15 protein-coding genes are annotated in these 14,596 nt (G+C 66.1%); 4 read left to right on the top strand and 11 right to left on the bottom strand.

The window, feature by feature from the left end; genetic code table 11:
- Positions 1 to 2 precede the first annotated feature (2 nt).
- A complete protein-coding gene (locus tag ASD68_RS00970; RefSeq protein ID WP_056602583.1) occupies positions 3 to 395 on the top strand; it encodes a hypothetical protein in 393 nt (130 codons plus the stop codon).
- A gap of 105 nt (positions 396 to 500) precedes the next feature.
- Positions 501 to 1,205: an arginyltransferase gene (locus tag ASD68_RS00965; RefSeq protein ID WP_056602580.1), complete on the top strand. Its 705-nt coding sequence runs from the start codon at positions 501 to 503 to the stop codon at positions 1,203 to 1,205.
- Positions 1,206 to 1,317: 112 nt separating this feature from the next.
- Here ASD68_RS00965 and ASD68_RS00960 read toward each other — a convergent pair whose 3' ends face one another.
- The 4 genes from ASD68_RS00960 to ASD68_RS00945 all read right to left on the bottom strand — a co-directional run bounded on the left by ASD68_RS00960 (position 1,318) and on the right by ASD68_RS00945 (position 4,956).
- The gene (locus ASD68_RS00960; protein WP_056602578.1) at positions 1,318 to 2,832 is read right to left on the bottom strand and encodes an FMN-binding glutamate synthase family protein; all 1,515 of its coding nucleotides are present in this window, start codon (positions 2,830 to 2,832) and stop codon (positions 1,318 to 1,320) included.
- 36 nt (positions 2,833 to 2,868) lie between these two features.
- A complete protein-coding gene (gene purT / locus ASD68_RS00955; protein ID WP_056602576.1) occupies positions 2,869 to 4,050 on the bottom strand; it encodes a formate-dependent phosphoribosylglycinamide formyltransferase in 1,182 nt (393 codons plus the stop codon).
- Positions 4,051 to 4,214: 164 nt separating this feature from the next.
- The gene (locus tag ASD68_RS00950; protein ID WP_235578596.1) at positions 4,215 to 4,520 is read right to left on the bottom strand and encodes a hypothetical protein; all 306 of its coding nucleotides are present in this window, start codon (positions 4,518 to 4,520) and stop codon (positions 4,215 to 4,217) included.
- Positions 4,521 to 4,575: 55 nt separating this feature from the next.
- The gene (locus ASD68_RS00945; protein ID WP_056602575.1) at positions 4,576 to 4,956 is read right to left on the bottom strand and encodes a DUF423 domain-containing protein; all 381 of its coding nucleotides are present in this window, start codon (positions 4,954 to 4,956) and stop codon (positions 4,576 to 4,578) included.
- Positions 4,957 to 5,035: 79 nt separating this feature from the next.
- Between ASD68_RS00945 and ASD68_RS00940 the strand changes: the two genes are divergently transcribed.
- Both ASD68_RS00940 and ASD68_RS00935 read left to right on the top strand, forming a co-directional pair.
- A complete protein-coding gene (locus ASD68_RS00940; protein ID WP_056077696.1) occupies positions 5,036 to 5,647 on the top strand; it encodes an SCO family protein in 612 nt (203 codons plus the stop codon).
- Entirely contained in the window at positions 5,644 to 6,126 is a 483-nt protein-coding gene (locus ASD68_RS00935) for a copper chaperone PCu(A)C (protein WP_056602573.1), read from the top strand. Before ASD68_RS00940 ends, ASD68_RS00935 begins: the two co-directional genes overlap by 4 nt.
- Before the next feature lie 12 nt (positions 6,127 to 6,138).
- Here ASD68_RS00935 and ASD68_RS00930 read toward each other — a convergent pair whose 3' ends face one another.
- From ASD68_RS00930 to ASD68_RS00900, 7 genes are all read right to left on the bottom strand, one after another.
- The gene (locus ASD68_RS00930) at positions 6,139 to 6,999 is read right to left on the bottom strand and encodes a cytochrome c oxidase assembly protein (RefSeq protein ID WP_056602571.1); all 861 of its coding nucleotides are present in this window, start codon (positions 6,997 to 6,999) and stop codon (positions 6,139 to 6,141) included.
- A 114-nt stretch (positions 7,000 to 7,113) separates the two neighbouring features.
- Positions 7,114 to 9,030: a Gldg family protein gene (locus ASD68_RS00925; protein ID WP_056602569.1), complete on the bottom strand. Its 1,917-nt coding sequence runs from the start codon at positions 9,028 to 9,030 to the stop codon at positions 7,114 to 7,116.
- 3 nt (positions 9,031 to 9,033) lie between these two features.
- On the bottom strand, positions 9,034 to 9,768 hold the full coding sequence (locus ASD68_RS00920; protein WP_007079882.1) for an ABC transporter permease subunit: 735 nt from the start codon (positions 9,766 to 9,768) through the stop codon (positions 9,034 to 9,036).
- Positions 9,765 to 10,697 (bottom strand): ABC transporter ATP-binding protein, encoded by a 933-nt coding sequence (locus ASD68_RS00915; protein WP_007079883.1) that lies wholly within the window; start codon positions 10,695 to 10,697, stop codon positions 9,765 to 9,767. The genes ASD68_RS00920 and ASD68_RS00915 overlap by 4 nt, the downstream gene beginning before the upstream one ends.
- 161 nt (positions 10,698 to 10,858) lie before the next feature.
- Positions 10,859 to 12,223, bottom strand: coding sequence for a hypothetical protein (locus tag ASD68_RS00910; RefSeq protein ID WP_056602567.1), 1,365 nt, complete (start codon positions 12,221 to 12,223; stop codon positions 10,859 to 10,861).
- 247 nt (positions 12,224 to 12,470) lie between these two features.
- On the bottom strand, positions 12,471 to 13,112 hold the full coding sequence (locus tag ASD68_RS00905) for a response regulator transcription factor (protein WP_007079885.1): 642 nt from the start codon (positions 13,110 to 13,112) through the stop codon (positions 12,471 to 12,473).
- Positions 13,113 to 13,251: 139 nt separating this feature from the next.
- On the bottom strand, positions 13,252 to 14,478 hold the full coding sequence (locus ASD68_RS00900; RefSeq protein WP_040669972.1) for a sensor histidine kinase: 1,227 nt from the start codon (positions 14,476 to 14,478) through the stop codon (positions 13,252 to 13,254).
- Between the last annotated feature and the right edge of the window lie 118 nt (positions 14,479 to 14,596).

The raw sequence follows: 14,596 nt of genomic DNA, 5'->3' as shown, positions 1-14,596 counted from the left end.
GGATGCGCCTGATCTATACCTCTCCCCGTGCCGAAAACATCGATCGCGTGGTCGCCTTGCTGGCCGAGCACGACATCGAAAGCTCGGTTACCAACCGCTCCAGGTACAACCGGCCCAGCTACGATCGCTTCAGCTATTCGCAGCAGTTCGACGACCGCGACCGCTGGCCGCAAGTGTGGGTTACCCGCGCCGACGACTACACCCGTGCCCGCGTGCTGCTGCGCGACCTGGGCATCGAGCCGGTGATCCGCCACGGCGAGGAATTGGCCCAGGCACGCAACCCTTCGCCCACCACGAAGCGCAAGAACGCCGTGGCGCGGGCGCGCCGGATCGCATTGGCCGTGCTGCTGGCGGCGTTCGCGATGGTGATGCTGCGCTACATGCACGTGATCTGAGTTCCGCCTCTTGTGTGGGAGCGGCTTCAGCCGGGATGCTTTTGGCTTGTCGCGGCTGAAGCCGCTCCTGCACATGCCGCGCGGAGAGAGGCATAGAATCAGCCGATGCGCTCCGAACAAGTCCGCCTGTTTCAGACCCTGCCGCACCCCTGCGGGTATTTCGCGGAGCGCAGCGCGCAGAACCTGGTGATCGACCCGGCCGCGCCGCAGCTCGATGCCTTGTACGGCCCGGCACTGGAACGCGGTTTTCGCCGCGCCGGCGGGCATCTGTATTTTCCCCACTGCCCGCAATGCAACGCCTGCACGCCGTGTCGCGTCGATGCGGAAAACTTCCGCCCGGACCGCTCGCAGCGGCGTTGCCTGAAGCGTAATGCCGACCTCACCGTGATCGAGGCGATGGCCGGCTACACCGACGAGCGCCACGCGCTGTACGCGACCTACCTGAAAAGCCGTCACCCCGATGGCGGCATGGACGATGCCGACCCCACCGATTTCAGCCGCTTCCTGACCGCACCGTGGAGCCCCACCCTGTTCCTGGAGCTGCGCCTCGGCCCGCGCCTGCTGGGCGTGGCCGTCACCGACGTGTGTTTGGGTGGACTGTCTGCGGTCTACACGTTCTTCGACCCAACCGAGCAGGCGCGCAGCCTGGGCACCTTCGCCATCCTGCAACAGGTGGAACTGGCCCGGCGTCGCGCTGTGCCCTGGCTGTACCTGGGCTTCTGGATCGAAGGTCACCCGAAGATGGACTACAAGCGCCGCTTCCACCCGCTGCAAGTGCGCCACGCCGATGGCTGGTCGACACTGCCGTAGGAGCGCACCGAAGTGCGCGAGCTCTTGCTCTTGCTCTAGCGAATCCCGAATCCCGAATCCCGAATCCCGAATCCCGAATCCCACGAAACGCATCGCGCACTTCGGTGCGCTCCTACACGACGCTTTCGTTTGCCTTCGGATACGGGAACAGCTTTTCCAGCGGGATCGACAAGCCGTCGTCACCCACCACGCGGCAATGGCCGCGGTTGAGCTGGCGCGGTTCGGCCACGCCGCAGCTGTGCGCGATGATGCCCACTTCGTGCATCACGTTGCGGGCGTAGTGGAAGACGCGCTCGCTCTTGTCCGCCACCACCAGGCCGCGCTGCAGCTTCGGGTTTTGCGTGGTGATGCCCGTGGGGCAGGTATTGCGGTTGCACTGCAGCGACTGGATGCAGCCCAGCGCCAGCATGAAGCCGCGGGCGGAATTGACGAAATCCGCACCTACCGACAGCGCCCACGCCACGTCGTAGGCGGTGACGCATTTGCCCGAGCAGACCACCTTGATGCGCTGGCGCAGCCCTTTGACGATCAGCATGTCCAGCAAGGCCGGCAGTGCTTCGTGCAACGGCAACCCCACGCCTTCCATCAGCGTCTGCGGTGCCGCGCCGGTACCGCCTTCGGAGCCGTCGACGATGATGAAGTCCGGCGCGCTGCGGATACCGCGGCGGGCGATTTCGTCGCACATCTCGCCGATCCAGTCGGCGCCACCCAACACTGCCTTGAAGCCCACCGGCTTGCCGGTGAGTTCACGGATATGGACGATCGCATCGAGCAGCTCATTCACGTTGCCGATATCGAGATGGCGGTTCGGGCTTTGCGAATCCTCGCCCATCGGAATGCCGCGGATCGCCGCGATCTCGGCGGTGACCTTCGCCCCCGGCAACAAGCCGCCCATGCCCGGCTTGGCGCCCTGCCCCAGCTTGATGCTGACCATCTTCACCTGCTCGTGGGCGCAGATCGCCAGCAGCTTGTCGTCGTCCAGCTTGCCCTCGGGCGTGCGCACGCCGTACTTGGCGGTGCCGATCTCGAAGATGATGTCGCAGCCGCCTTCCAGGTGGTACGGCGCCAGCCCGCCCTCGCCCGTATCCATCCAGATGCCCGCCTTGGCCGCGCCGCGTGACAGCGCGCGCACGGCCGGCGCGGACAGCGCGCCGAAGCTCATCGCCGAGATGTTGAAGAAGGCCGCGTGGCTGTAGGGCTGGCGCGCATACGGGCCGATGGTGACCGGCACCGGTTCGACGTGGTCCTCGCCCAGATTCGGGAACGGCGCGTTGACGAAAAACGGTACGCCTTCGCCGCGCAAGTCGCGGCTGGAGCCGAACGCGCCGGTGTTGTCCACGTTCTTGGCCGCGCGGTACACCCAGGTGCGTTGCGCGCGGTTGAACGGCATCTCCTCGCGGTCGCTGGAATAAAGGTATTGGCGAAAGAACTCGCCCAGGTGCAGGAACCAGTAACGGAAGTGGCCGATCACCGGGAAATTGCGCAGCACCGCATTGCCGGTCTGGTTGCGATCCACCAACCAGGTCACCAGCAGCACCACCACGAACAACGCCAGCAGCAACAGGAACAGTGCGGCAAAGGTCTCGACCAGAACGATCAGCCAATGCGCGAAACCGGTGGATGGCATGTCTTGCTCCCGTGCAGGTGAATCGGATGTGGCGGCCTACAGCTCGACGCGCAAACACGCCGCGGCGCGCACGGCCTTGGCGACCGCCGCGTCCAGTGTATCGGCTCGGGCCAGGGTGACCGCCATGCGGCGGCGCCCGCTGACGGCAGGTTTGCCGAACAGGCGCAGTTGCGTATCCGGTTCGGCCAGCGCCTCGGCGACGCCGTGGTAACGCGGCCCGGCACCATCGCCCTCCACCAGCACCGCGCACGAAGCCGACGGGCCGAACTGGTGGATCACCGGGATCGGCAGGCCCAGGATCGCCCGCGCATGCAGCGCGAACTCGGAGAACTCCTGCGAGATCATCGTGACCAGGCCGGTGTCGTGCGGCCGCGGGCTCACCTCCGAGAAAATCACCGTGTCACCCTTGACGAAAAACTCCACGCCGAACACGCCCCAGCCACCCAGCGCGCCGGTGATCGCCGCCGCCTGCCGCTGCGCCTCGGCATGGGCGGCCGGGCTCATGGGTTGCGGCTGCCACGATTCGCGGTAATCGCCCTGCTCCTGCCGATGGCCGATCGGCGCGCAGAAGCTCACGCCGTTCACGTGCCGCACCGTCAACATGGTGATCTCGTAGTCGAAATCGACGAAACCCTCCACGATCACCCGGCCCTTGCCCGCGCGGCCGCCCGATTGCGCGTACGCCCAGGCTTGCGGCAATTCGCTGGCGTCGCGCACCACGCTCTGGCCCTTGCCCGACGAGCTCATCACCGGCTTGATCACGAACGGGTAGCCGATGGCGGCGGCCGCCTCGCGGTACTCGGCCTCGTCATTGCAGAAGCGGTACGGCGAGGTGGGCAGTTTCAATTCCTCGGCGGCCAGCTTGCGGATGCCTTCGCGATCCATCGTGAGCCAGGCGGCGCGGGCGGTGGGGATCACCCGCTGGCCCTCCTTCTCCAGCTCGATCAGGGTCGGTGTATGGATCGCCTCGATCTCGGGCACCACCAGGTCGGGCTTTTCCAGCTCGATCACGGCCCGCAGCGCCGCGCCATCGAGCATGTCGATCACGTGGCTGCGATGGGCCACCTGCATAGCCGGCGCGTCGGCGTAGCGATCCACTGCGATCACCTCCACCGCATAGCGCTGCAGCTCGATCGCCACTTCCTTGCCCAGCTCACCCGCGCCCAGCAGAAGGACACGCAAGGCGTGGCTGGAGTGCGGCGTACCGAATGGCTTCATGGGGTTTTCCCGGGCGGCAAACCGGCATTGTATGCGGCCACGTTCGCGTAGCCACCCCATGGGTAGCAGCCGGGAATAGGGAATAGGGAATGGGAAAAGCAAAGGGCTCGGCGCCCGCTGCCTCTTTCGAGCCGGCGAAGAGCGCTCTTCCGATTCCCTATTCCCTATTCCCCATTCCCGGTGCTGCCATTGGCCGCGCCCAGGCGGTGCAGCGGGCGGCCGTCGTTGGCGTCGTAGACCACCAGTTCGCCGGAAGCTTGATCGACGACCAGCAACCAGTCGTGATCCGCATCGCTCCAATGCACCAGCGGTGCTATCGGCGTTGCCGACGTCGTGTTGTCACTGCCGGTGACGGGCGGCCACAGGAGTTGCAGCATCCCTGCCGCCAGCAACGCAAAGCCGAGCCACGGTACGAGCCGCCAGAATCGCGACGGGCTGATCGTGTGTGCATGCCGAAGGGCGATCTGCATGTTCATGCCGGAAGCGTCCCACCGCCGGATGACAGCACGATGTCACCCGCTGGAACTATGTGTTACCGCGGCGCAGCGACAGCCCCAGCGCGATCCAGCCCGCGATGAACGCCAGCCCGCCCAGCGGCGTCACCACGCCGGCCCAGCGCGGTGCACCCAACGCCAGCGCGTAAAGACTGCCGCTGAACAGCACAATGCCGAGCGCGAACGCGCCCACCGCGAAGCAGCCGCTGCGGCCGCGCCCCAACCCCACCGCCAGCACCAATGCCAGCGCGTGCCAGGCGTGGTAATCGACCGCGGTGCGCCACAGCTCGCGGTGTTGTGGGTCCAGCACCTGGCGCAAGGCATGCGCACCGAACGCGCCCAGCATCACCGCACTGGCACCGGCCAGGCCGACCAGCAGCGCAAGCGGGGTACGGACAGGTTGTCGCGGCATGGGGAAATTTCCGGGTTGGCGGAGCCGGCGCAGGGGCCGGTGTCGTATGCTGGAAGGGATCAGAACACCGGATTTTCGCATGAAGCCCCGCTACCTGCTGTGCCTCCCCCTGCTGTTGCTGCTTGCCATGGGCGCCTTGCTCGGCGGTTGCCGCAGCGAACCGCTGCCCCTGCGCCTGACCAATATCAGCGGGCACATGCCGGATCTGGACTTCAAGCTCACCGACGACAACGGCAAGGCGGTGACGGGCGCGGATTATCGCGGCAAGGTGGTGCTGCTGTACTTCGGCTACACCCACTGCCCGGACGTCTGCCCGCTGACCCTGGCCCAGCTCCATGTGGTGATGCAGCGGCTGGGGCCATTGGCCGATGGTGCGCGCATCCTGTTCGTCAGCGTGGACCCGGCGCGGGACACGCCCGCCATCATGCACGCCTACGTCAACGCGTTCGACAAGCGCGCGGTGGGCCTGGTGGGAAGCGCGCGCGCGGTCGAGGCGCTGAGCAAGCGCTATCGCTCCGCCTTCACCCGCGAGCCGGGCGATGCCGACGGCAATTACGAAGTGAGCCACAGCTCGGCCATCTACATCTTCGATCGCGAGGGCAAGGCGCGCCTGCTGGCCACGCCATCCGCCTCGCAGGACGACCTCGTCCACGACCTGCATCTGCTGCTCGACACCGGAGCCACGCCATGAAGCCGACTCGACGGCCTTTCCTCAACGCTGGCTTGTTGCTGGCCGGCCTGTTGCTGACCAACGGCGTGCAGGCCACGGCGGCCGACCACGTCCACGCCAGCAATGCGTGGATCCGCGTGTTGCCCGGCGCGCTCCCTGCCGGTGCGTACGTGACGCTGCACAATGACAGCGCGCAACCCGTGGCGCTCACTGGTGCCACTAGCACGGCGTATGCCGAGGTGATGCTGCACCACAGCTCAACCGCCGGCGGGATGAGCCGCATGAGCATGGTCGACACGCTGACCGTGCCGGCACATGGCGAAGCGGTGCTGGCCCCGGCCGGCTATCACCTGATGCTGATGAAGGCGAAAACCCCGGTAAAACCCGGGGACACCGTCAAGCTCACACTGAAGTTCAGCGACGGCAGCACCCTGGCCACCGACTTCGCGGCTCGCCCGGCCAATGCCATCGATGCAGGCGAGCCACACTCGGGGCACTGAGCGGCAAAACCGTTACGCCGAACGGCTCGCCTCCACCCGGCGCGGTTGCGGCCTTCGCGGCAGCCGGCCATTGCGTGACAGCCGCAGCCACTGGCGCATGGCCATCATCGCGCCGATCGATTCCAGCAAGGCCGACGGCACCCAGATGATGACGCCGCCGATCAGCTGCCCGGTGAGCACGTTGAAGGTGAAGGCGCGGCCGCAGATCTCGAAGATCGGGTACAGGTCGGTGTGCGAGAACGTGATGATGGCGCCGGCGATGATCTGCGGCGTCATGGTGATCCCCGGCGACAGCACCCGCAGCCCTGCGGTCATCCGCCCCGGCGGGTGCGGCCGGTGATCGAGCACCAGCGACCAGTAGGCGAAACCGCTGATCAACATGCTCCAGTTCATGAAGCGGTAGATGCGCCAGTCCAGCATCGCCAGCGTCTGCATCGAGGGAATCAGCCACACCAGGATGAAGCCGATGAACAGCACCGTCGCCACGGTGGGGTTCAGCAGCACGCCAGTCACCACGCGCCACGGCCACGAGCGACGCAACGGCACCCACAGGCGCATGCGCCATGAAAACGGCATGCCCGCACGCAACACCGTGCCAGGAAACGCGGTGACGATCAGCAGCGGCGCCAGATGATGCAACAGCAATTGCTGGATGCGATGCACGAAAAACTCGTGCTCGGCGAAGTAATCAAGATAGGTGTGCAGCGACAGGTAGATGATCGCCATGCCGGTCCAGAACGCCAGCTTGCGGCTGAAACTCACCGACATCCGGCGGCTGCCACGCCAGTACAGCACGCAGGTCAGCACGAAAATCGCCAGGAAGATCCAGGAGAACTCCCACGGCACGATCCATTTCAACAACGTTGCAATCAACTCAGGCCACCACGACGAATCCGCGCACCGGCGAGCGCGATCCCGCCAGCATAGTCGGGCGCGGCGCCGGAATCCTCCCCGCGGCGCCCGCCACGTTGCGGCAGATTGCCGCCCTCACGAGCGCCGGCGCCGACTGTGCCGTGCGCGCCGCCAGCCGTACAGCAGGCCGATCAGGATCACCAACACCGGCACCAGCACGATATTGATGAACTTCAGGCGCAGGCCCAAGGCATCGATTTCGGCATTGAGCTGATGCTGGACGTTGCGCAGTTCGGTGTGGATCGCCATCTGGCGCTGGCGGAATTGTTCGATCTCGCGCCGCTGCTCGACGGTCACCGTATCGCCGCTGCCGCCCTTGGCCGGCTGCAGCTCCTCCAGCCGGCGGCGGGTATCGGCCAGCTCGCGCTCCAGCTCCTGCTTCTTCTGCAGGAATTTCTGGTTGGCCGCGTTGCGCAACGCCTCGACGCGGGTGAAGGGGCGCTGCGACGTGGCGCGGCCGCGGATCGAAAGCAGCGCCGACGAACCGCTGAGGTTGTCCACCATGTTGGCGATGAAATCACCGTTGTTGGCGAACGCGCTCAGCATCGGCTGGCCGAGGATGGTCTGTGTCTCCACCCACAGCCGGTCGCTGAGCAGGTCCGTATCGGCCACCAGCACCACCTCGGCGTTGCTGCGTGAACTGGCCAGGTGGCCGGGCTCGCCCGCCCGCTCGGGGAAGGCGCTCCGGAACGGCCCCTGCAGCCGCGCCGCCAGCACGTAGTGGATATTGTCCGGCCGGTAATCCTGCAGCAGCGAGGCCGGGTCGGCGGTGGCCTGCATGGTGCGCTGGGTGGAGACCGCCTCGGCGTCGCCGGTGCTCTGCAACAACGGAATCAGCCGCGTGCCGGCATCGGGCGCAAGGTCGAAGTATCCGGCGGTGGACAGATTCACGCGCTGCAGGCTGGCGGTGATCACGTCGTTGCGATTGAGCTCCTGCGCGCCCAGGCCCAGCATCGCCGGATGGTTGAGGCTGCTTCCGGCCAGCTCGATCTGCAGCGCGCGCGAACGGTCGAGCACGACCTGGCGCGGGTCATACACCACGCCCCACGCCGCGAACATCCGCGGCAGGTCGGAGCTGTGCTCCGGCAACGCTGCGCCGACGTCGTACGGCGAGCTCTGCAGTTGCTCGGCATCGGGGTCGACAAACACCGCCAGGTGGCCGCCCTGAAGCAGGTACTGGTCGATCGCGTACAAGGCATCGCTCGACAAATGCGTCGGCTGGATCAACCAGAGCATCTTCAGGTTCGGGTCCACCCGCTTCAATTGCGCAGGATCCAGCACGCGCAGGTCGAACAACTGGCTCAGCTGCTGCACCGCCGCCCAGGGTTGCTGGCCCAGCACCGGCTTGCCCTCCACCGGCAACGCGCTGATCACGCCGATCGGCGGCTTGCGCGTCTGATCCAGCTCGTACAGCAACTTGGCGATGTCGTATTCCAGGAACGCCTCGCGCGCCGGATCGAAGAACGGGATGCTCAGCGCCTTCTCCGGCACCTGGCTGACCACCTCGTTGTCGCCGTCGCCGGCCTGCCGGTTGCCGGCCAGCCCGAAGAACACCCGCTCGCCGTTGCTGCCGCCGCTGGCCGCCGTCAACCCGCTGCCTTCGGCATTGGCCTCGTCATCGGAATACGGCACGGGGTCGATGATCTGCAACCGGATGCGGCCATGCGCACGCGCCACCATTTCCTGCAGCATCTCGCGCACGCGCTGCTCGTAACTGCGCAGTTGCGGCAGGTCGCGCGTGGCGTGCTCGGAAAAATACAGGGTGAGTTTCAACGGCTGCCGCAGGCCATCGACAATGTGCAGCGTGCCGGGCGAAAGCGTGTAGAGATGGTCCGTGGTGAGATCGATGCGTACCGCATGCATCCAGCGGCTGGTGGTGACGATCAGCGGCACGAATACCAGCACCAGCAAAACCAGCGCGGCGTACAGCAACGAGCCGCGCGTCAACTGGAGCGGCCGGGTCAGGAAGGCGGGAAGGTGCAGGCGCGGCATCGGTCAGCGCGTCCTTTTCAGGTCGAGCAGCAACACGCCGGCGGTGAGCCAGCCCACGATGCTGAGCAGGAAATACAGCAGGTCGCGCAGGTCGAGCACGCCGCGGGCGATCGAACCGAAGTGACGCAGCATGCTCAGATGCGCCACCGCGTTGATCAGCCGGCGCGGCAAGGTGCCCTGGAAAAACTCCAGCACCTGCGGCTGGCCGACCAGGATCAACAGCACGCACACCAGCGCCGTGAGGATGAACGCGATCACCTGGCTGCGCGTCAGCGCGGACAGGCAGGCACCGATCGCCACGAACGTGCCGGCCATGAACCAGCTCCCGAGATAACCCGCCAGGATCACGCCGTTGTCGGGCGAACCGAGGTAGTTGACCGTGATCCAGATCGGAAACGTCAGCCCCAGCGCCAACCCGATGAACAGCCATGCGGCCAGGAACTTGCCCAGCAGCGCCTGCCACAACGTCACCGGCAGCGTCAGCAGCAGTTCCAGCGTGCCGCCCTTGGCTTCCTCGGCCCACATGCGCATGGTGATGGCGGGCACCAGGATCAGGTACAGCCACGGATGCATCACGAAAAACGGCTGCAGGTCGGCCTGCCCGCGCGCGTAGAAATCGCCGGCGTAGAAAGTGAGGATGCCGGCGAGCACCAGGAAGATGACCAGGAACACATACGCCACCGGCGTCACGAAATAGCTGCGCAGCTCGCGTCGCATCACCGCATTGATCGGGCTCATGCGGCGCCCGCCGTGCCGGTGGTGATCTGCCGGAAAACCTCATCCAGCCGGCCACGTTCGAGCTGGATCTCCGACACTTCCAGCCCCTGCTCGCGCAACAGCGTCTGCACCGGCTCCAGGATGCGTATGCCCGGCTTGGGGAACACGGTGATGCGACCGTCCAGCGGGTCGACCTCGATCGCGGCAACCTGCGGCAACCGCCCCAGCATCTCCTGTGATACGCCGCTGCCGGGCGCGCTGAACGACACCGCGCCGTGGTAGCGCGAGCGCGCCTCCAGTTCCGCGGGCGTGGCATCAGCCAGCAAGGTGCCCTGCGCGATGATCACCACGCGGTTGCACAGCGCGTGCACTTCTTCCAGCAGGTGGGTGGAAATGAGGATGGTGCGCTCGCGCGCCATGGTGTCGATCAACTGGCGCACGGCGTGCTTCTGGTTCGGGTCCAGGCCATCGGTGGGCTCGTCCAGCATCAGCACCGGCGGATCGTGCAGGATGGCCTGGGCCAGGCCGACACGCCGCCGCAAGCCCTTGGACAACGTGTCGATGCATTGCTCCATCACGTCGTCCAGTTGCAACAGGTGCACCACCTCGTCGATGCGCCGGTAACCCAGCTCCGGCTTCAACCGGCGCATGCGCACGATGAACTGCAGAAATTCGCGTACCGTCAGCTCGCCGTAGCTGGGCGCGCCCTCGGGCAGGTAGCCCAATGCCCGCTTCGCCTTCAGCGGTTCGCGCCGGATATCGTAGCCACACACCCGCGCCGTGCCCGAGGTCGGCGCCAGGAAGCCGGCGATCATCCGCATCGCCGTGGATTTGCCCGCCCCGTTCGGGCCCAGCAGCCCCAGCACCTGGCCCGGTTCGGCGCGGATGCTCAACGCATCCACCGCGGTGAGGTGGCCATAGCAACGGGTGAGCTGGTCGGTTTCTATCATGTCCGGTCGACGATCGGGAACAGTGGCTGCGCACCAAGCGCTGCCGTGCATCGGAACAATGTACCGCAAGCGGCGAAGTGTCCGGTGACGGCGTGGCCGGTCACCAAAAAGAAAGGCTCCTCCGTCAGGAAGAGCCCTTCTTTGCGTGTTGCGGTAGCTGCTTACTCGCCAGCAGGCGCTTCGCTGCTGCTGGCCGGCGCGACGCTGCTTGCGCTGGCCGGGGCCGCCGCCGAGCCGGCGCTGGCCGGAGCCTCTTCCTCAAGCGACGGCGGCTTGATGCCGGCGGCCTGCTCCGGGGTCTGGTCCGGCGCGTTGCTCAGCGGCAGGTAGATCTCGAACTGCGAGTACGTCTCGACGTTGTCGCCGATCTTGGTCTGGATGTTGTACGGGCGGTTGACCACGTCATCGAACGCGTAGCCATGCGTCTGTGCATAGGCCTTCAGCATGTCGCGGGTCTGCGGCACGCCGGCGAAGGTGCCGTTCCACACGCCCTTCAGGGCCGGGCCACCGAAGGCCAGCGTGGCGCGCACGTTCCCGTCGACAACCAGGCGACCGTAGCGGTCACGACTGTCCACGGCCAGCGGGGCACTGTCCGCATCGGCGCTGCTGCTGCTGGACTCGGCGGGTGCGGCAAGGGGATCCAATGCCGGCGGCGTGGGAGGTGTCAGCTGCTCGGCCTGACCGTTGACGGTGAGGCTGCTGTTGTCGATCGGCATCGCCACGTCGAAGGTGTAGGTCTGGTCGCCATAGTTGGTGGTGAACACGACCCGCGGGCCGGTGACGTTCACACCCAGCTTCTTGGCGGTGGCCTGAATCTGTGCAACCGCCTTGCTGGTCGCCGCCTCGAAGCCTTCCAGGCCGTCCTTGCGGGCGATCGAGGTGGGCACCAGCAGCACCGGGGTTTGCTGCGTCTGCACGATGTACGGGATCAGATCGGCGTAGTCGATGTTCGGTACCGTCGCCATCACGTTCTGCAGGTTGTTCAGCGTGACGTCCACGAAGGAGTCCGGATCGCCGTGGATGTACAGGTTGGCGAAGCGGTTGACCAGGTTCCAGCCGTAGGCGACGTCATAGGACCAGGTCACTTCGGTCAGCTGACCGCGGCTGCCCTGGCGTTCCAGGTCCAGCGTGAAGTGCTTGTCCTGACCGCGCCAGTTGTTGTCCAGGTTCCAGACGATGCTGGCGGTCTTGGTGGTGCTGGTGATCTGGTCGAACGACGGGGTGGCGTTGGCGATGGTCAGCTTGCCGTTGCCTACCTTCTCGTTGTCGCTGCTCCAGCTCAACTCGGCACCGGGGCCGTAGGCATTGCCCGAGAAGCTGAACTTCGTGTTCCGATCGTACGAACGCAACACCGAGTACTCGGGCACGCGGCGAAGATTGTCGAGCACGTCGTAGACCTGCCGCATGTCCTTGCCGATTACCAGCGACCGCTCCACGTGACCGTGGCCCGGCATGACCACACCCGCCACCACGCCGATCAGGGCGACGATGATCAGGGCAACAAAAAATTCAAGGACACGCATCATTCCAAGGGTCTCCGAACGTCTCTACGCAGTACCAGGATGGCAGTACCAGGATGGTCTCCCCAACCGCGTGGCGCGGTGCCTCCCATGGGTTGCTACAGGGATGCAAAAGGGGGGTCGGCAATTGCCGAAGCTACGGATGTTACTTGCTCGCGGGCTGGAACGCTATTGCCGGGAACATCCGTATGGATGGCCACGTGAAACGGCCTCGCGGCGCCATTCCGGCAGCCATGGCGAGCCGCGTTGCGGCTCAGACGATGCCCAGTTCCAGCGCCTTCAATACGGCGCGGGTACGGTCGCGGACGCCCAGCTTGGAAAGGATGTTGGATACGTGGTTCTTCACCGTGCCCTCGGCCACTTTCAGCGAATTGGCGATTTCCTTGTTGCTGTAGCCGCCGGAAAGCAGCCGCAGGATCTCGGTTTCGCGCTCGGTCAGCGGGTCGGGCTGCTCCAGGCTGGTGAACTGGTTCTGCATGCGTGCCACCCCGGCCATCAGCCGCTGGGTGACCATCGGCGCCACCAGCGAGCCGCCGCCGGCCACCACGCGCACCGCCTCGACCAGTTGCTCTAGCGACACATCCTTCAGCAGATAACCGCGCGCACCGGCCTTCAGCCCCTGCAGCACCAGTTGGTCGTCGTCGAAGGTGGTGAGGATGATGGTGGGCGGCAGTTCGTCGCGGGACGCCAGCGTCTGCAACACTTCCAACCCGCTCATGTTGGGCATGCGCAGGTCCAGCAGCACCACGTCGGGCTTGATCCGCGGAATCTCGCGTATCGCCTGGGCGCCGTCGGCGCATTCGGCCACGACGCGGATGTCAGCAGCGAGATCCAGCAGCGAACGTACGCCCTGGCGCACCAGATTCTGGTCGTCGACGAGACAAACGGAAATCATCGCGCATCCTCAAGCAGTAAGGCCCATGGGGCGGTATCGGCACGACGCATCGCCCCCGTCAGCAGTGCATTCTTGCATGTCTGCGCGGGCCACGGAAAACCCTTGGTGTGGCCGCAATCCCCATCGCCGGCAGAGGCGCTCAGGGCATTCGCAGCGCCGGCGGGTCGAATCGCGTGGGCGCGTGCGCCAGCGACGGGTGCTCACCCAGCGGCAGTCGCACCGACAGCGCAAAACCGCGGCTGACGCCGGTATGCAGGGTGACGCTGCCGCCAAATTCGGCCAGCCGCTCGCGCATGCCCGAGAGCCCGTTGCCTGGCTTGACCTGGGCCGCGCCACGGCCGTCGTCGCGCGCCTGCAGGCCGACCTCGCTGGCCTCGGCATAGGCGAAATCCAGCCACAGGTTGCGCGCGCCCGCGTGCCGCGCGGTGTTGGTGATGATCTCCTGCGCGCAACGCAGCAGCACATGTGCCCGCCGCGGATCTTCCACACTGAAGCGCGGCGGCATCTCCACATGGATCTTCAACCCGGGCACGCCATCCGTAAGCGTGCGCAGGGCGCGGGTGAGGTCGACCGCATCATCCTGGCGCAGTTCGCTCACCGCTTCGCGCACGTCGGAAAGGAGGTGCCGCGCCGTGCTCTGCGCCTTGCGCACGTGGGCGCCCGCCGCCTCGTTGGTGAGGTGGCTGGCCACTTCGAGGTTGAGACTCAGCGCGGTGAGGTGGTGGCCGATGACGTCATGCAGATCGCGGGCGATGCGCATGCGCTCGGCGATGCGGCTGGACTCGGCCAGCAAGGCCCGCGTGGCGCGCAGTTCCGAATTGAGGCGGCGCTGCACTTCGCGCTCCTCCGCCTGCTGGCTGGCGATCGCCGAGGTGGTGAACACCAGCACGGAAATGCCCAGGTAGACACTCGCCTGCACGAAACCGATCGCGATGCTGTGGTCGTACTCCGGGAACGTGGCGAACACCGCCACCAGACTCAAATGCTGCAATACCAGCCACAGTCCGCCCATCCAGAACGGCAGCAGCCAGGGCAGGACCACCGAGGCCACCACCATCAGCATGGCCGACAGGCCGCTGTGGCTGTACCAGCCCACCGCCACCGCCGCCGCCGTCATCAGCGCCAGGCCCAGCAACTTCAGCGCGGGGTAACGGCGCGAGCCCAGGTTGCTGGTCAGCAACCAGTACATCAGCCCGAACACCAGGTAGCACAGCGTCCACAGCAACAGCGAGAAACTCGGCCGCTGCAACTGGTTCAGGCGCTCGGCCGCCCAGGTGGTGACCAGCGGCGTCCCGGCTGACAAATAGGTAAAGAACCCCGCGTAACGGAGCAGCAGGCGGATATGGTTGAAGAATGGCCATCGCATGGCGCGCATCATTGGCCGTGCGGGCGCCCAGCGCAATCCACGACAGTCAGCAGAAGCGCGCCGGCGCCGGCTTTACAAAGGTTTTACATGGGCTTTCGCCGGTGTACGGGGCATGGCC

This window comes from Rhodanobacter sp. Root627 (assembly GCF_001427835.1).
GTDB lineage: Bacteria > Pseudomonadota > Gammaproteobacteria > Xanthomonadales > Rhodanobacteraceae > Rhodanobacter > Rhodanobacter ginsenosidimutans.
This window is presented reverse-complemented; position numbering and strand designations above follow the sequence as displayed.